This window comes from Streptomyces sp. McG3, from assembly GCF_018619185.1.
Classification (GTDB): Bacteria; Actinomycetota; Actinomycetes; order Streptomycetales; family Streptomycetaceae; genus Streptomyces.
This window is the reverse complement of record NZ_JAAXYC010000173.1, coordinates 1-16,105: the sequence shown is the minus strand read 5'-3', so window position 1 is coordinate 16,105 and position 16,105 is coordinate 1. Positions and strand designations below refer to the sequence as shown.

Below are 16,105 nucleotides of genomic sequence, written 5' to 3'. Positions count from 1 at the left end.
GGCGTAGGGGTGCCGTCTGCCCGGGGCGGGCGGGGTCCCGGGGCGCTGCCCCGGGACCCCGCTCCTCAAGCGCCGGAGGGGCTGGGTTCTCCGGGCCCGCGCGGATCGTGCCGGTGGAAAGGCGCCCTCGAACGCCGGGCGGGCTGGAAGTGACTACCGCCCGACCTCCTTCGTGACCAGCATCACCGCTTCCTCCACGTCGTCCGTCACGTGGAACAGCAGCAGGTCCTTCTCCGAGGCCTTGCCCTGGGCCACCACCGTGTCGCGGAGCCAGTCGATCAGGCCGCCCCAGTAGGCCGTGCCGAACAGGACGATCGGGAAGCGGGTGACCTTGCCGGTCTGGACGAGGGTGAGTGCCTCGAAGAGTTCGTCCAGGGTGCCGAGGCCGCCGGGCAGGACCACGAAGCCCTGGGCGTACTTCACGAACATCGTCTTGCGGACGAAGAAGTAGCGGAAGTTGACGCCGATGTCGACGTGCGGGTTGAGGCCCGACTCGAAGGGCAGTTCGATGCCGAGCCCGACCGAGACGCCCTTCGCCTCCCGGGCGCCCTTGTTGGCGGCCTCCATCGCGCCCGGACCGCCGCCGGTGATCACCGCGAAGCCCGCGTCGACCAGCGCCTTGCCGATCTGGACGCCGGCCTCGTACTCCGGTGATCCGTCCGGGGTGCGGGCCGAGCCGAAGACGCTGATCGCGCTCGGCAGTTCGGCGAGCGCGCCGAAGCCCTCGACGAACTCCGACTGGATGCGCATCACCCGCCAGGGGTCCGTGTGCACCCACTCGGAGTCGCCCTCGGAGTCCAGCAGCCGCTGGTCGGTCGTGCCGGGCTGGACCTGCTCCCTGCGGCGCAGGACCGGGCCCAGCCACTGTTCCCCGGGGCTGACCGCTCCCTCGGGAACCTCCGCACCCTCGGGGATCCGTGCGTCTTCGGCGTTGCCCATGTTCCGCTCCCTCCACCGACCCGCGTCGCGCTGGGTCGTGTCGTACTGCGTACGGCCAGCGTAGATCGGCGGAGGTTACGCGCGGGGGAATGCCGTGCGTCCGACGGTCAGACGGTCAGCCAGGAGCGCAGCCGGTTCTCGCAGTGGGTGATCTTCGCGACCGCCACGTGCTCGTCGCGCTTGTGGGCGTACATCGGGTCGCCGGGTCCGTAGTTCACCGCGGGGACGCCGAGCGCGCCGAAGCGGGAGACGTCGGTCCAGCCGAACTTGGGCCGGGCGGTGCCGCCGACGGCGGTCATGAACGCCTGGGCCGCGGGGTGCGAGAGGCCGGGCATGGCCGCGCCGGAGTGGTCGTCGACGACGATCTCGGCCACGCCGCAGTCGGCGAAGACCTCGCGGACGTGGGCGATGGCCTCCTCCTCGGTGCGGTCCGGGGCGTAGCGGTAGTTGACGACGACGGTGCAGGCGTCCGGGATGACGTTGGTGGCGACGCCGCCCTCGATGCCGACGGCGTTGAGGCCCTCGTGGTATTCGAGGCCGTCGATGACCGGGCGGCGGGGCTCGTACGCGGCGAGCTTCGCCAGGATCGGGGCGGCGGCGTGGACGGCGTTGGAGCCCATCCAGCTGCGCGCGGAGTGGGCCCGCTCCCCCGTCGTCCGCAGATGGACCCGGAGCGTGCCCTGGCAGCCGCCCTCGACCTCGCCGTCGGAGGGCTCCAGCAGGACGGCGAAGTCCCCGGCGAGCCACTCGGGGTGGGCGTCGGCGATGTGACCGAGGCCGTTGAGGTGCGCGGCGACCTCTTCGTTGTCGTAGAAGATGAACGTCAGGTCGCGGTTGGGCTCGGGGACCGTCGCGGCGATCCGGAGCTGGACGGCGACGCCGGACTTCATGTCGGAGGTCCCGCAGCCCCAGAGGATCCCGTTCCCGTCGAGGCGGGAGGGGACGTTGTCGGCGATCGGCACGGTGTCGATGTGCCCGGCGAGGACGACGCGCTCGGGGCGGCCCAGGTCCGTGCGGGCGACGACGTTGTTGCCGTGGCGGTCGACGGTGAGGTGGGGCAGGGCGCGCAGGGCCGATTCGATCGCGTCGGCGAGGGCCTTCTCCTCCCCGCTGACCGAAGGGAAGTCGACGAGCCGGGCGGTGAGCGCCGGTCCGTCCAGGGTGAGGTCAAGGGTGCTGTCGGCCATGGACCCGACCCTAAGCGACTTGGGTATCGGCCCGGGCCGGGCCCTCCAGTACGGTGGGCTCGTGCCCCGGACAGCCAGCCCCGCCCGTCGCCGCCGCCTCATCCGATTCGCGGCGGCCTTCGCCGTGCTCGGCGCCCTGGGCGGCTATCTGGCCGTGCAGTACGACTCGTCCGGCTCGAAGAACCCGCCCCGCTGCGTCGTGCAGGCCTCCGACGGCGACGGCGGGACGTCACACACGTACGAGATGAGCCTGGCGCAGGCGGTGAACGCGGCGACGATCTCCGCGGTGGGCACCACCCGGGGCATGCCCGAGCGGGCGGTGACGATCGCGCTGGCGACCGCGCTCCAGGAGTCCACGCTCCGCAACATCGACTACGGGGACCGGGACTCGCTGGGGCTGTTCCAGCAGCGCCCGTCGCAGGGCTGGGGCACGCCGGCGCAGCTCATGGACCCGGTCTACTCCTCCGGTGAGTTCTACGACCACCTCGCCGAGGTCCCGGGCTACTCGCGGCTGCCGTTGACCGTGGCCGCGCAGCGGGTGCAGCGCAGTGGATTCCCGCAGGCGTACGCGAAGCACGAGCCGGACGCCGCGCTGCTGGCCGCCGCGCTGACCGGGCGCAGGCCGGCCTCGCTGAACTGCACCCCGTCGACGGCCACGGCGGACGGCCCGGGGGACGCCGCACGGGTGCGGACCGAGCTGGTGCGCGCCTTCGGCAAGGACGTGCTGCCCGGCGCGGTGGCCGCGGGCGCCTCCGCGGCGTCGACGGTCTCGGTGCCGGTCCCGGCGGCCGCGGCGCGGTCCGAGGACAAGGGCGCTCCGCAGCGCGGCTGGGAGCTGGCGCACTGGGCCGTGGCCCAGTCCGAGGCCCTGCGGATCGAGCGCGTGAGCTACGCGGACCGGGTCTGGGACGCCGGGTCGGGCTGGCGGACAGAACGCGCGAAGGGTAAGGAAACGGGCACGACGGCGGTCAGGATCCAGGTCGCTCAGTAGTACGCCCCGTCACCCGTACGGACCCTGGGGGCCATGGCCCCGGACGTTTTCCGCGCGACTCCGCGCAACCTCGGGAACCTGCTCCGATTCCCTTGCCGCCCAAGGGAAGTGACGGTTCATCGGGCTGCGGCGGTATGGATCTTTTGCCCGGGTTCTTCCGCTGCGGATAATCGGACGCATTACTCAGTCTTTACCTTCGTCCACCGCAACCTCCCCCTCCCCCGAAGCGGTTGTCAGTGCGTCCGATCACCGGACAGACAGATTCGTGCACCACCCGCTGAAGGAGCATCATGTCCCTCCCCCTGACCCGTCGGATCGCTCGTGCCGCGCTGCTGATCGCCGCAGGCGCGGCCCCCGTGGTCGGTGCGGCCGGCGCCGCGAGCGCCGCAGATCTCCCGGCGACCCCGGACCTGGGCGGACTGACCGCGCTGGACGGCGCCGGTCTCGGCGACACCGTGGACAGCGCAGTCCAGCAGGGCACCCAGGCGGCCGGCGACACCGGCGGCCGCCTCGTCGGCACGGCGCTCCCGGCCGCGGGCAAGACCGTCGGCACGTCCGCCGGGGTGGCCATCCCGGCCGCCCAGGAGACCGCAGGCCAGGCCGCGGGCAACGCGGGCCAGGCCGTGGGCGGCGTGGCCGAGGCCGCCGGCGGCGGTCTGCCCACCGACGCGCTCGGTGGTGGCCTGCCCACCGACTCCCTGACCAAGGGCGGCCTCCCGCTGGGTGGTCTGCCGATCGGCGGCTGATCCGCCGCAGCACCAGGAACGCGCCGGGGGCCTCGGGAGTGCGCACTCCCGAGGCCCCCGGCGCGTTGTGTCGCCGTGCGGCGGCGACTCGGTGCGGGTCCGGCGGATCAGGGCCGGACCGGCCCCGAGTCAGGACAGGCGCTTGACCGCCGCCGCCACCCGCTCGTCGGTCGCGGTGAACGCCACCCGGACGAAACGCGCGCCCGCCGGGCCGTAGAAGTCGCCGGGCGCCACCAGGATGCCGAGCTCCGCGAGGTACGCCACGGTCTCCCAGCACGGCTCGTCGCGGGTCGCCCACAGGTAGAGGCTCGCCTCGCTGTGCTCGATCCGGAAGCCGTGCGCCTCCAGCGCCGCGCGCAGGGCGAGGCGCCGGTCCGCGTAGCGGGCGCGCTGCTCGGACACGTGCACGTCGTCGCCGAGCGCGGCGACGGCCGCGGCCTGGACGGGGGCGGGCGTCATCATCCCGCCGTGCTTGCGGATGAGCAGCAGCTCGCCCAGGACGGCCGCGTCGCCCGCGATGAACGCGGCCCGGTATCCGGCCAGGTTGGAGCGCTTGGAGAGCGAGTGGACGGCGACGATGCCGTCGTAGTGGCCGCCGCAGACGTCCGGGTGGAGCACCGATACCGGCTCGGCGTCCCAGCCCAGCTCCAGGTAGCACTCGTCGCTGAAGACCAGCACGCCGTGCTCGCGCGCCCAGGCGACGATCCGGGTCAGCTCGTCCTTGGACAGCACCTGGCCGGTCGGGTTGGAGGGCGAGTTGAGCCAGAGCAGCTTCAGCCCCGCCGGGTCCAGCTCGGTCGGGTCGTCGTAGACGACGGGCTCCGCTCCGCAGAGCCGGGCGCCGACCTCGTACGTCGGGTAGGCGAGCCGGGGGTAGGCCACCTTGTCGCCCGCTCCGAGCCCGAGCTGCGTCGGCAGCCAGGCAACCAACTCCTTGGATCCGACGACCGGCAGCACGTTGGCGTGGGTAACGCCGACCGCGCCGAGGCGGCGCTCCACCCAGCCGGTGAGGGCGTCCCGCAGGGCCTCGGTGCCCCACACCGTCGGATAGCCGGGGCTGTCCGCGGCGGCGACGAGCGCCCGCTGGACGAGCTCGGGGACCGGGTCGACCGGGGTGCCGACGGACAGGTCCACGATGCCGTCCGGGTGGGCCTGGGCCGTCGAATTGTGGGGCGCGAGCCTGTCCCAGGGGAAGACCGGGAGGCGGGAGGAGACTGCGGACACGGTGCTCTGCTTTCTCGGGTGTTCTCGTGCGGGCGGCGGAAACGGACGCGCGGTGACGGGCCCGCGGTACGGGGACCCGCTGACGGCCCCGGCGCTGCCGGGTCCCGGTGGCGGTCCCGGAGGTTCGGGAAACGCCTCGGCCCCGCACGGTGACAAGCCGTACGGGACCGGGCCGCGCGCGTGGTGCCGCCGCTTACTGGTTCTGCGGCGGCAGTCCGGCGATGAACGCGTGGTCGCGCTCGATGAGACCGAGCTTCGAAGCACCGCCCGGAGAGCCGAGGTCGTCGAAGAACTCGACGTTCGCCTTGTAGTAGTCCTTCCACTCCTCCGGAGTGTCGTCCTCGTAGAAGATCGCCTCGACCGGGCAGACCGGCTCACAGGCTCCGCAGTCGACGCATTCGTCCGGGTGGATGTACAAGGACCGCTGGCCCTCGTAGATGCAGTCGACGGGGCACTCTTCGATGCAGGCCTTGTCCTTCACGTCGACACAAGGCTGCGCGATGACGTAGGTCACGCTGTCGTTCCTCCTCGGTAGGGCGTTGGCTCTCGCGCGGGAGCGCGGCGTCGTCGATGCCCGCCTCTAGTATCTCCGTTCTCGGGCACGATCCGAACAGGAGGGGCGGACAGAGCTGTGGAATTCACCATCGGCGGACGGCTGGAAGTCAGCATCACACCCGCTGACGTGGGCAAACGCGTGTCCGTTCGACGCCGGACGGACGGCGGGGGCACGGGCGCGCAGTTCACCGACGTGGTCGGGGTGCTCACATCATGGAACAACGATGTGCTCTCGATCACACGAAAGAGCGGGGAATCCGTCCACATCGTGGAATCGTCCTTGGTCGCGGGCAAGGTCGTTCCCGCCGCCCCGGCCCGCCGTCGTGGTCCCGCCGCCTCCTTCGGGGAACTGGCCTCCGTCACCGCGCGCGCCTGGCAGCCCGTGGAGAGCGAAGCGCTGGGCGACTGGCGGCTGCGCGCCGCCGGGGGCTTCACCCGGCGCGCCAACTCGGCGCTGCCGCTCGGCGATCCGGGGCTGCCGGTCGGCGAGGCGCTCGGACGGGTCCGGGACTGGTACGAGGAGCGGGGCCTGCCCGCGTACGTCCAGACGGCGACCGGGGCCGAGGGCGCACAGGAGCTGCTGTGCGCGGAGTTGGAGCGGCACGGCTGGCGGCGCGAGGTCTCGGCGGAGGTGCGGATCGCCGCGCTGGCGCCGGTCGGTGACCTTCGGGCGGAGGTGCGGGCGGTCCGGCTGACCCGCGAACCGGACGCGGCCTGGCTCGCCCGCTACCAGCGTTTCTCGTCCCCCGGCCCCCATGTACGGCGGGTGCTGGGCAGCGGCCCTTCGGTCTGGTTCGCCACGGTGCCGGGGGACGCGGACGCGGATCCGGCCGCCCCGCCGGCCGCGATCGGGCGGTGTGTCGTGGACGGCCGGTGGGCGGGGTTCATGGCCGTCGAGGTCGCTCCGGAGCAGCGGCGGCGCGGTCTCGCCACCACGGTGATGGCCGCGCTGGCGCGGCGGGCACTGGACGAGGGCGCTTCGGCGGCCTGGCTCCAGGTCGAGGAGGACAATGAGGGGGCGCGGGCGCTGTACGACGGCATGGGCTTCGCGGCCCACCACCGCTACCACCACTACCGCTCGGCGTGACGGGCGCCGGGGGCCCCGCGCCGGGCCCCCGGCGGATCGACGTACATGAGCAGGGACAGGAACATGGGTCGCATATGAGCGCGCTGGATTCCGGAACGGCCGAGCGGCGGCGGCAGTTCGCCGAGGAGGCCCGGTCCGAGCGGCCGGACCTCGCCCTCCTCTGTCTGCTGCTGGGCGCGGAGGCCGGACCGGTGGGCCCGTCCGAGGTCCGCCCGGTGACTCCGGGGGAGGCCGTCCCCGACCCGTACGGCATCGACGCCGCGCAGATGGAGCTGGACCGGCTGGCGGGACTGCTGCCGTACGGCTCCCGCTCCCCCGCCGCCTGGGCCTCGGCGCTGGCCGGACTGCTGGGCGGACGCTGCGGTTTCGGCGGCTCCTCCGTCGACTACCAGCGGCTGGACTCCTCGCTGCTCCAGCAGGTGCTGCGCCGCCGCAGGGGCCTGCCGATCCTGTTGTCGGTCGTCTGGATCGAGGTCGCCAGGAGGGCGGGCGCACCGGTGTACGGGGTGGCGCTGCCCGGTCATTTCGTGGTCGGTTTCGGCGATCGGGAGCACCCGGTGCTGGCCGATCCGTTCGCCGGGGGCGCGCCGCTGACCGGTCAGGACGCGGAGTTGCTGGTCACGGGGGTCACGGGGGCGGCCCTTGAGCCGTCGATGATGACGCCCGCGCGGCCGTTGGAGATCGTGCTGCGTATCCTGAACAACGTCCGGGCGTGGGCGGCGGCCCGGCCCGAGCGCACGGATGTGGCCCTGTGGGCGGTGGAGCTGTCGCTGCTCCTGCCCTCGCATCCGGCCAGGCTCCGCTTCGAGCGCGCCCAGCTCCTGGTCCAGCGCGGTGAATTCCTGCGCGGGGCGGCGGAGATGGAGGAGTACGCGGAGATCCTCGACGGAATCGAGCCGACGACGGCCGAGAACGTCCGGCGCAAGGCCCACGCCGCGCGCGCCCTGCTGAACTGAATCCGGCCGTCCTGCGGGACTGCGGCGGGAATCCGCCCGTCGCCGGTCTTTCCCGTGCCCGTGGGGTGGCGAGACGGATTGGTCCGTGAGCGATGTGCGCTCCCGTTTTACATCCGAACGCCCCCTCCCGCGCCCAACGGGGGCGGTATTCGGCCCGTTTGTCGGCGTACGCGAATGCCCATGCGCTCAACTGGATACCCGTCACCGGATGCGTACAGCCCGTCGCGTTCCGCGTCGGGCGGGGCCGGAAGAGAAAAGCTGAGGGCATATTGATGACTACCGTGCTGCTGGTCCACACCGTGCCGTTGTGGCGCGCGTCGCTGGCGTCGCTCCTCGGCACGGGGCGGGGCATAGAGGTCCGCACCGCCGAACACGGTGCGATAGGCGCCGCGCTGAGCGGGCCGGGTCCCGATGTGCTCCTCACCGACCTCGACTGTCCGGGCGCACTGGACGTCCTCGACGAGGTGAAGACGGTGACCGCACCGCACGGCGGACCGTGTCCGCTCGCCGTGCTCACCCGCAGCGACCGGCCGAGCGGTCTGCGGCGGGCGTACGAGGCGGGGGCGCTGGGCTACATCGACAAGTACCGCCCGGTGGACGACCTGTCCGAGGTGATGCACAAACTGGCGGACGGGGGACGGCATATCGACGAGTCGCTGGCTTTCAGTCTCCTGCAGGTGGCCGACATGCCGTTATCGCCGCGGGAATTGAGTGTGCTCTCGATGGCCGAGGGGGGTGACACCGTGGCCGGGATCGCCGGTCGGCTGCACCTGACGCCGGGGACGGTCCGCAACTATCTGGCCGCGGCCATACGGAAGTCCGGGGCGCGCAATCGGCTGGACGCGATCAGACGGGCGAAGGAGGCGGGGTGGATCTGACACCGCGCTCCTTCCCTCGCTCGTCCGTCGGCTCCCAGAGGCCGGCCAGGTCCTGGTAGAGGGCGCAGGAGCCCAGGAGTTCACCGTGGGTGCCGCACTGGGTGCGCGGGCCGTCCATCACCAGGGTCCGTCCGGCGCGGCGGGCCGAGCTGAGCCGGTGGGCGACGACGACGAGCGCGCCCGGCAGCGCCCCGAACGCCAGCTCGGCGCGGGTCTCGGCGGCCGGGTCGAGCCGGCTGGTCGCCTCGTCGAGGATCAGCAGCGGCGGGGCGGCGAGGTAGGCCCGGCCCAGGGCGATCAGCTGCCGTTCGCCCTGGGAGAGCCGGTCCGGTTCGACGGCCGCGTCGAGGGAGCCGAGCCGGGAGAGCAGCGCCTCCAGGCCGAGCGCGTCCGCCATGGCCGCGATCTCCCGGTCGCGGGCGTCGGGGTGGAGGTAGCGGAGGTTGTCCCGCAGCGAGCCGCTGAACACATAGGCGTGCTGGGGCAGCAGGACGCGTACGTATGTGGCGTCGGCCGGCCGCACCGGCCGCCCCCGCCACCGCACCGCTCCCCCGGTGGGCCGCTCGGTCCCGGCGAGCACCGCGGCCAGGGTCGACTTGCCGCTGCCGCTCGGGCCGACGACCGCGAGGTGTTCCCCCGCCCCGATCGTCAGGGAGAGCCGGTCCAGCACGGGCTGGGCGCCGGGCCCGTACGCGAAGCTGACCTCGTGGAGCTCGGCGACCGGGGTCCCGCGCGGCGGCGGGGCTGCCTCCCGGGCGGGCGGCGGCGGGTCGTCGGCGGGCGGCGGCGGCGCGTCGGTGAACCGGTCGAGGACCACGACGAGCCGGCCCCCGGCGGTGCCCAGCATGGTCATCAGCGCCTGGACGGCGGGGGCGAGCGCCTGGGTGAGGTAGGTCAGCGCGCCGACCAGCGCGCCCGGCGTGAGCCCGTTGCGCAGCAGCCAGGGCGCGCCCAGGAGCAGCAGGAGCGGCGGGAACCGGCCACATACGGCGAGGGCCAGCACCCGTACGCCCGACCAGCGGGCCAGCGAACGGGAGGCGGCGAGCTGCGACTCGGCGAGGGTCCGGGACTCGGCCACCGTCCGCTCGGCGGACCCGGCGGCGGCGATGTCGCGTACGGAGGCGGCGAGCAGGCCCGCGTGGGCGGCGTACGCCTCGTCGGCGGCGAGGTAGTCGCGCTGGCGGGCGGCCATCGGCGGAAGGGTGCCGAGGAACAGGGCGGACCCGAGGACCAGCGGGGGCAGGACGATCAGGAGGAGGGCGGGAGAGAGGGCCAGCAGGCCGGTGACGGCCCCGGCCGCCGTGAAGACGAACGAGCGCAGCGTCAGGACGAGTCCGGCCCAGCCGTCGCGGGCGATCTCACTCTGATGGGTGACCTGCGAGAGGGACCGGGTGCTGACGTCGCCGGCCCGGTCGAGCGCGCCGGACAGCGCCCGGGACACGGCGCGCCGGACGAGTCCGTCGCGCAGCGGCTCCACCAGGTCCGCGAGCCGGCCGAACACTCCGCGGGCGGCGGGCACGGACGGCAGCACGGCGACCGCGGCGACGGCCAGCCAGAGGAGGCCGGTCGGTGGGCGTCCGGCGAGGAAGCCGTCGTCGAGCGCGCGGGCGACCCCGAATCCGCCGAGGAAGGTCTGGGCGAACTCCAGCAGGGACCAGCCGGCCAGCCGCAGGATCACACCGGTCCTGGCCCGCAGGAAGGGCCGGGCCTCGCGGCCGACCCGCCGCAGAGACGTGTCGCGCCGGGGGCGTGCGCCGTGCTGCCCGTCGCGCCGGGGGCTTAGTCCGTGCTGCTGCTCGTCGAGCCGGGGGCGTGCCGTGTCCTGTGCGTCGCGCTGAGGGTGAACTGCGTGCTGCTCGGCGCGCCGGGGGTGAGCCTCATGGCGCCCGTCGCGCCCGGGGTGCGCCTCATGGCGCCCGTCGCGCTCGGGGTGCGCCTCATGCTGCTCGTCGCGTCCGGGGTGTGCTTTGTCTGCCTTCACCGGGCCTCCGCTCCGGCGGCCGGCGTCACGGGCGTACGGCTCGCGGGGGCGGCGCCCCCGGCGGGGGCGTCCGTGCGGAAGACCGCCCGGTAGTCCGGGTCCGCCCAGAGTTCGTCGTGGCGGCCCGTCGCGCGGATCCGCCCGTCCTCCAGCCAGGCGACCCGGTCCGCCCGCGCGGCCGAGGACAGCCGGTGGGCGACGATGACCCGGGTGCAGCGTCCGGCCCGCGCGTCGAGGGCGCGCCGGACGTGGTGCTCGGTCACGGTGTCGAGGCTGGACAGCGCGTCGTCGAGGATCAGCAGCCGGCCCGGATGGGCGAACGCGCGTGCCAGGCCGAGCCGTTGGCGCTCGCCGCCGGAGAGCGGGGCGTCGGCGAGCGGGGTGGCGTAGCCGTACGGAAGCAGGGAGACGAACCCGTCGGCGCGGGCCGCGCGGGCGGCTTCCCGTACGGCCGCGGGCGAGGCGGTCCAGGGGCCGTGGGCGATCGTCTCCTCGACGGTGGACCCGGGGAGGGCGGGGCGGGCGAAGGCGTACGCGACCTCGCGGCGCAGCCGGGCCGGTTCCATGCCGTCCATCGGGACGCCGTCCAGCAGCACGCTGCCGGTGTCCGGGTCGAGCAGCCGCCCGGCGACCGCGGCGAGCACCGACTTGCCGGAACCGGAGCGCCCGACGACGGCCAGGGAGGTACCGCCGGGGACGGTCAGGTGGACGCCGGTCAACAGCGGGCCGCCGTCCTGTTCGACGCCGACGTCCCGGAGTTCGAGGTGGCCGGGCGCGTCGGGCGCCGGGCCCAGGCCGCGGTGCGACAGCGGTGCGAGGGTGAGCAGGGGCTCCAGGCTCCGGGCGGCGGCGCGGCTGCGGGCGAGGGCGCCGAGCGCGCCGGTCAGGGCGCCGATGCCGACGGCGAGGCTCGCGTAGCGGGAGGCGGCGACCAGGTCGCCGACGCCGATCGCGCCCGCGCCGAGCCGGAGGCCGGCGACCGCGAGGACCAGCAGCATGAGCAGGGGCAGCAGGAGGCCGCTGGTGCCGACGGCCCGCCCGTACACGGACCAGGTGCGCCTGCCGTGTTCGGCGAGCGCGGTCAGGGGTTCCAGGACGCGGCGGTGCTCGCGTGCGCCGGTGCGGGCGGCGCGGATGGTGTCGGCGCCGTCGAGGGCCTCGGTGAGCCGGTGGGCGATGAGCGACTGGGCGCGCTGGTAGTCGGCCCCGGCGTCGGCGGTCCGGCGGGTGAAGGCGCGCAGCAGTGCGACGAGGAGGGGGGCGCCGAGGAGGAGGGCGGCGGCGGTCCAGACGTCGATGAGGAGGAGGCCGACGATCGCGCCGAGCGGCAGCAGGACGCCGGAGACGGCTCCGGCGGCGGTGACGGGCGCGGACGCGGCGTCGGCGGTGCGGGCGGTGAGCCGGGCGGTGAGGTCGCCGGTGGGCAGGGCGAGGGCACGGCGGGGTTCGGCGGCCAGGATCCGGGCGGAGGTGCGGGTGCGCAGGGACGCGGTGAGACGGGCGGTGGTGCTCGTGCCGGTCACGGCGGCCGTCGCGTCGAACCCGGTCTCGGCGAGGGTCAGGGCCACGCAGAGCAGCAGTCCCGACCAGGGCACGGGGCCGCCGGCGACGAGCCGGTCGACGGTGTGGCCGAGGGCGGCGGGCAGGGCGAGGGCGGCGAGCGCCCCGCCGGTGGAGCAGAGGAGGAGCCCGAGAAGGGCCGCCGGGTGCTGCCGGGCGAGCCGCCGGGCGCCGGACTCCGTGCCCGGGCGTGGGTGCAACCGCACGGGTCGCCCTTTCTGGGTGCACGTGGGCCGGCCGGCCCACCGGTGCGGAACACCGATGGGCCGGCCGGAGCGGGTCACGGGGTGCAGAGGACCACGCTGAGCGAGCTGAACTCACAGACCAGCAGCGAGACCTGGCTGCCGGTGGCGAGCTCGCCGAAGGAGTCCTCGGCCGGGGTCTCCATTGCCTGAAGGTCGAGAAGCGCCATGATGTGTCCTTTCGGGGACGGTAGTGGTGCTGAAAGGTGGTGCTACGACGACCCCTGGCGGGGCCGGTTCATGGGGCCGCTCGCGCGGCCGGGGCCCGTCGCCGGAGCGGCGGGCAGGAAGGGAAGTCCGGTGGAGCCGCCGAACGCGGCGCCCAGGGCGAGGAGAGCGCCGGCGGTCCCGGTGGCCAGGTCCATCGACAGGCGCATCAACTGCTCGCCCGGGAAGGCGATTCCGCCTCCGTACGGGAGGGCGTGGCTGCGCAGCAGGTCGGTGTGGCGGGCGATCGCGCGCTGCCGGCCGGTCTCGTCGCACAGCGGGGTGGCCGCGAGGTGCAGCAGGAGGCCGGCGGAGCCCCGGAGCAGTCCGGGCTGGACGTAGAAGGCGGAGAGCGCGGCGGGCAGGAGAGCACGGCCGGCCGCTTCGAGCGCGGGGTCCGGGCGGTGGGCCAGGTAGGCGTCGATGACGGCCGCGATGCCGGCGCTGCCCGAACCGAGGTACGGCATCAGCCGCTTGCCCTCGACGACGAGGAGTTCGCCGTCGTCGCCGGTCCGGCAGCGTTCCAGGTCGCGGTGGAGGGCGGTGGCCGCCAGGTCGAGCAGGGCGGGGTCCCCGGTGGTCGCGTACCGGCGCACCAGGAGCAGGGCGATGCCGCTCGCGCCGTGCAGCAGTCCGGTGCGGGGCGACGGCGGACCGTCGGCGAGCGCGCGGACGGCGAGGGCGGTGCAGCGGGCGGCCGCGGCGGACAGCGCCGGGGCGTCGGTGGCGGAGGCGGTGCGGGCCAGGTCGTCGAGGGCGAGGCCGATGCCCGCGTACCCGTTGTGGAGGCCGGGCGCGAGGCCCTCCAGGGGCTGGTCGAGGATGATCCGGAGGAGGTCGGCGGCCTCGGCGGTGCGGCCGATCCGGTGCAGGGTCCAGGCGATGCCGGTGAGCCCGTCGTAGAAGCCCAGGGGGCTGCCGGACGCCGGGTCCTTGGCGTGCCGCAGGAGCCGGTCCTCGGCCTCCTCGCACCGCGGGGCGCCGGTCTCGTGGAGGGCGTAGAGCACTCCGGCCGTCCCGTACGCGAAGGACTGGCCGCCGGTGGCCGTGGCGAACTGGGCGATGTCCCCGGGGAAACACCGGTCCTCGCGCTCCGGTGTGCAGGACGCGGTGATGGCCCGGACCATGGCGTCACGGCTGCGCGGCCAGTCGCCGAGGTCGGGGTCGGCGACGGGAGCGGGCCGGGGGGCGGGCTTCCCCGTCTGGCGCAGGATCTCCGCGACCGCGGGCCGCAGTGTGTCCGCGGCGACCGGGAAGACGCGGGCGATGTCCCGGGCGAGACCGGAGGCCTTGGTGCGGTCGATGCCGAACAAGGTGGTGAGCGGCAGGTACAGGGCGAGCCGCAGACAGGCCAGCGCGTAGCGGTCGATGTCGGCGCCGCGCCGGTCGGGCGGGGCGACGAAGGCCGGGTTGGCGACGATCTGGCGGCGGCGTTCGGCGGCCGGGGAGGCTGCCTCGAAGTCGAGCAGGACGATGCGCGCGTTCTCCTCGTCGACCATGACGTTGCTCATGTGCAGGTCGCTGATGACGATGCCCCGGTCGTGCACCGCCTCGACGGCGCGCTCGACCTGTCCGTACAACTCCTCCGCCCAGGCCGCGTGTTCGGCGAGCAGTTCGGGGGACGGGTGCTGCCGGGCGAGCGGGAAACGGCGGGCGAAGACGGTGTTGAGGGTGGTGCCGGGGATGTACTGGAGGACCAGGAAGTGGTGGTCGCCGACCTCGAACACGTCCCGGACGGCGGGCACGCAGTCCAGTCCGGCCAGTTGCTCCAGGGCGGTCCGTTCGCGCTCCAGCCGGGCCACGGCGTCCGCCCCGTCGGCGGCCAGACCGGCGTACGGCCGCGCCTCCTTGAGGACGACCTGCTCGCCGGTGCGGGTGTCGCGGCCGAGGTAGACCCCGCCGCCGTTGGAGAAGTGCAGCGCCTTCTCCACGGTGTACGGGAGGTCGGCGAGGCCCACGGCGGCGCGGGCCTCGAGGTGCGGCATCAGGAAGCCGGGCGGGGTCACCCAGGAGGGGACACGGAAGGACGGGCCGCGGTCGTCCGGGACGAGCCGGCCCCGCGGATCGGCGACGGCGGGCACGGGCCGCCCGTCCGGACCGGAGCAGAAGCGGGCGGCGAACGCCCCGTACCGGGTGTGCACGGGCCCGTTCCCGCACCGCAGGTCGCTCAGGATGTACGGGCCGTGCTCGCCCTCCAGCAGCCGCATGAGGGCGGTGCACACCTCGGGGAACGCCTCGTCGGACGGCGGGTAGACGGTGATGAACTTCCCGCTGCCGGCCCGGTCCGCGTACTTGGCGTTCCGCAGGGCCAGTAGCCCTGCGTTGGGCACGCACTTGAAGGCCAGCCGGTGTTCAAGACAGTGGGCGACGACCCGGTCCAGCACGGAGACGGCGTTGTCGAGGGCGGCCGAGACGTGGATCTTCCAGCCCTGGGGCGGCAGTCGCAGCCCGTCGGGACTGTAGGCGAGCCAGTCGCCGCGCCGGGTGCGCGTCCACCCGTCGGGTACGGCGCCACGGAGCGGCGCGTAGAACGAGCGCTCCTCGTCGGCGGCTCCGTCCGGTCCGAGGGAGCGGTGGGGTGCGTCGTAGAAGCGGCGGTCCGCCTGGCAGTACGCGGCGTACTCCGGATTCACGCACGGTCCCCTCGCTCGGTTCTTTCGTGGCGAGAGAGAAATTGTCACAACGATGAGCGGTGCCCATAGTCACTGTTGTCACGACTCGTACATGCGCGCCAACCATGCGGAGCGCACCGCGTACTGATGGGTATTCGATTGCCGCCCAGCCGGGGGCCGGTGCGGGCCGGGGGCGCGTGGGGGCGCGCATGGAGCGCACTCGCATTCTCCTCAGCCCGCGCCGCGCACCAGGACGTCCCCCGCATCCGTGCGGAAATAGAGCACGGAGCGGCCCGCGCGACGGCGGCGGACCAGTCCGGCGTCCAGCAGGACCCGCAGATGGCGGCCCACCGAGCCCAGCCCCTGGCCGGTCAGCGCGACGAGCTGCGTCGTACTGAGCGGGGAGGCGAGCAGCAGCAGGACGGCCGCCCGCGCCGGACCGATCAGCGCGCCCAGGGCGGCGGGCACCGGATCGCTCCCGGCCTCGGAGAGCGCGCCGGAGCACGGGTACACCAGCCCGTACCGACGGGGAATGTCCCAGCAGACCCAGGACTGGTACGGGGTCACGGGGACGAACAGCAGTTGGGCGCCGCCCAGTTCGCGGGGCGGGTTGTCGTGGGTGTTGATCTGGAGCCGGCTGCCGCCCAGCCAGCGGACCCCGGGGCGCATGCCGTTCACCGCTTCGGCCCAGCCACCACGGCCCAACTGGGCGGAACGGGCGACCACATCGGCCTCCAGGATCCGCCGCCGCCTCGGCCAGTCGGGCATCACGGTGTGCGTCCAGACCCACTCCACGGCGTCGGCGGCGCGCTCGGCCAGGTCGTCCCGGTCCAGCGCGGCGGGCAGCGGCCCGCTCCCCGCTTCGGCCAGTTCGGCGCGGGCCCGGCCGGGCGGGGTGGTCCGGACCGGAGCCAGCTCGTCGGCGAAGGAGGGCGGGGCC

General features: G+C 74.2%; 14 protein-coding genes. 5 read left to right on the top strand and 9 right to left on the bottom strand.

Annotation, left to right across the window (positions count from 1 at the left end; translation table 11 throughout):
• Nucleotides 1-153: 153 nt before the first annotated feature.
• Nucleotides 154-939 carry a TIGR00730 family Rossman fold protein gene (locus HET64_RS24760; RefSeq protein ID WP_073866372.1) on the bottom strand — a complete coding sequence of 262 codons (786 nt, stop codon included), beginning with the start codon at nucleotides 937-939 and terminating at the stop codon, nucleotides 154-156.
• A gap of 107 nt (nucleotides 940-1,046) precedes the next feature.
• Nucleotides 1,047-2,126: a succinyl-diaminopimelate desuccinylase gene (gene dapE / locus HET64_RS24755; RefSeq protein ID WP_215109063.1), complete on the bottom strand. Its 1,080-nt coding sequence runs from the start codon at nucleotides 2,124-2,126 to the stop codon at nucleotides 1,047-1,049.
• A 61-nt stretch (nucleotides 2,127-2,187) separates the two neighbouring features.
• Between dapE and HET64_RS24750 the strand changes: the two genes are divergently transcribed.
• Nucleotides 2,188-3,117, top strand: coding sequence for a hypothetical protein (locus HET64_RS24750; protein WP_215109061.1), 930 nt, complete (start codon nucleotides 2,188-2,190; stop codon nucleotides 3,115-3,117).
• Nucleotides 3,118-3,407: 290 nt separating this feature from the next.
• Nucleotides 3,408-3,863 carry an ATP-binding protein gene (locus HET64_RS24745; RefSeq protein ID WP_215109059.1) on the top strand — a complete coding sequence of 152 codons (456 nt, stop codon included), beginning with the start codon at nucleotides 3,408-3,410 and terminating at the stop codon, nucleotides 3,861-3,863.
• 129 nt (nucleotides 3,864-3,992) lie between these two features.
• Here HET64_RS24745 and dapC read toward each other — a convergent pair whose 3' ends face one another.
• Both dapC and fdxA read right to left on the bottom strand, forming a co-directional pair.
• Complete coding sequence (gene dapC, locus HET64_RS24740) at nucleotides 3,993-5,087, bottom strand: succinyldiaminopimelate transaminase (protein WP_215109057.1); 1,095 nt, start codon at nucleotides 5,085-5,087, stop codon at nucleotides 3,993-3,995.
• 193 nt (nucleotides 5,088-5,280) lie between these two features.
• Nucleotides 5,281-5,601 carry a ferredoxin gene (gene fdxA / locus HET64_RS24735; protein ID WP_007446848.1) on the bottom strand — a complete coding sequence of 107 codons (321 nt, stop codon included), beginning with the start codon at nucleotides 5,599-5,601 and terminating at the stop codon, nucleotides 5,281-5,283.
• Nucleotides 5,602-5,718: 117 nt separating this feature from the next.
• On the opposite strand from fdxA, the gene HET64_RS24730 reads away from it, so the two are divergent.
• The 3 genes from HET64_RS24730 (at nucleotide 5,719) to HET64_RS24720 (ending at nucleotide 8,563) form a co-directional block, all read left to right on the top strand.
• Entirely contained in the window at nucleotides 5,719-6,729 is a 1,011-nt protein-coding gene (locus tag HET64_RS24730; protein ID WP_215109056.1) for a GNAT family N-acetyltransferase, read from the top strand.
• 74 nt (nucleotides 6,730-6,803) lie between these two features.
• Nucleotides 6,804-7,685 carry a transglutaminase-like domain-containing protein gene (locus HET64_RS24725; RefSeq protein ID WP_215109054.1) on the top strand — a complete coding sequence of 294 codons (882 nt, stop codon included), beginning with the start codon at nucleotides 6,804-6,806 and terminating at the stop codon, nucleotides 7,683-7,685.
• 272 nt (nucleotides 7,686-7,957) lie between these two features.
• Entirely contained in the window at nucleotides 7,958-8,563 is a 606-nt protein-coding gene (locus HET64_RS24720) for a response regulator transcription factor (RefSeq protein ID WP_215109052.1), read from the top strand.
• Here the strand turns inward: HET64_RS24720 and HET64_RS24715 are convergent.
• The 5 genes from HET64_RS24715 to HET64_RS24695 form a co-directional block, all read right to left on the bottom strand.
• Nucleotides 8,532-10,292: an ATP-binding cassette domain-containing protein gene (locus tag HET64_RS24715; protein WP_215109066.1), complete on the bottom strand. Its 1,761-nt coding sequence runs from the start codon at nucleotides 10,290-10,292 to the stop codon at nucleotides 8,532-8,534. The genes HET64_RS24720 and HET64_RS24715 overlap by 32 nt on opposite strands.
• Before the next feature lie 248 nt (nucleotides 10,293-10,540).
• Complete coding sequence (locus HET64_RS24710; RefSeq protein ID WP_215109050.1) at nucleotides 10,541-12,310, bottom strand: ABC transporter ATP-binding protein; 1,770 nt, start codon at nucleotides 12,308-12,310, stop codon at nucleotides 10,541-10,543.
• A gap of 74 nt (nucleotides 12,311-12,384) precedes the next feature.
• Complete coding sequence (locus HET64_RS24705) at nucleotides 12,385-12,516, bottom strand: SapB/AmfS family lanthipeptide (RefSeq protein ID WP_215109048.1); 132 nt, start codon at nucleotides 12,514-12,516, stop codon at nucleotides 12,385-12,387.
• A gap of 42 nt (nucleotides 12,517-12,558) precedes the next feature.
• Nucleotides 12,559-15,186 carry a class III lanthionine synthetase LanKC gene (lanKC, locus tag HET64_RS24700; RefSeq protein ID WP_215109046.1) on the bottom strand — a complete coding sequence of 876 codons (2,628 nt, stop codon included), beginning with the start codon at nucleotides 15,184-15,186 and terminating at the stop codon, nucleotides 12,559-12,561.
• A 210-nt stretch (nucleotides 15,187-15,396) separates the two neighbouring features.
• Nucleotides 15,397-16,105 (bottom strand): helix-turn-helix transcriptional regulator (locus tag HET64_RS24695; protein ID WP_215109044.1); only part of this gene is annotated, 709 nt, incomplete at its 5' end.

Excerpts from the sequence above, each read along its gene's own strand:
- dapE (WP_215109063.1), bottom strand. The coding sequence starts at position 2,126 with ATGGCCGACAGCACCCTTGACCTCACCCTGGACGGACCGGCGCTCACC.
- HET64_RS24745 (WP_215109059.1), top strand. The coding sequence starts at position 3,408 with ATGTCCCTCCCCCTGACCCGTCGGATCGCTCGTGCCGCGCTGCTGATC.
- HET64_RS24725 (WP_215109054.1), top strand. The coding sequence starts at position 6,804 with ATGAGCGCGCTGGATTCCGGAACGGCCGAGCGGCGGCGGCAGTTCGCC.
- HET64_RS24760 (WP_073866372.1), bottom strand. The coding sequence starts at position 939 with ATGGGCAACGCCGAAGACGCACGGATCCCCGAGGGTGCGGAGGTTCCC.
- HET64_RS24705 (WP_215109048.1), bottom strand. The coding sequence starts at position 12,516 with ATGGCGCTTCTCGACCTTCAGGCAATGGAGACCCCGGCCGAGGACTCC.
- HET64_RS24720 (WP_215109052.1), top strand. The coding sequence starts at position 7,958 with ATGACTACCGTGCTGCTGGTCCACACCGTGCCGTTGTGGCGCGCGTCG.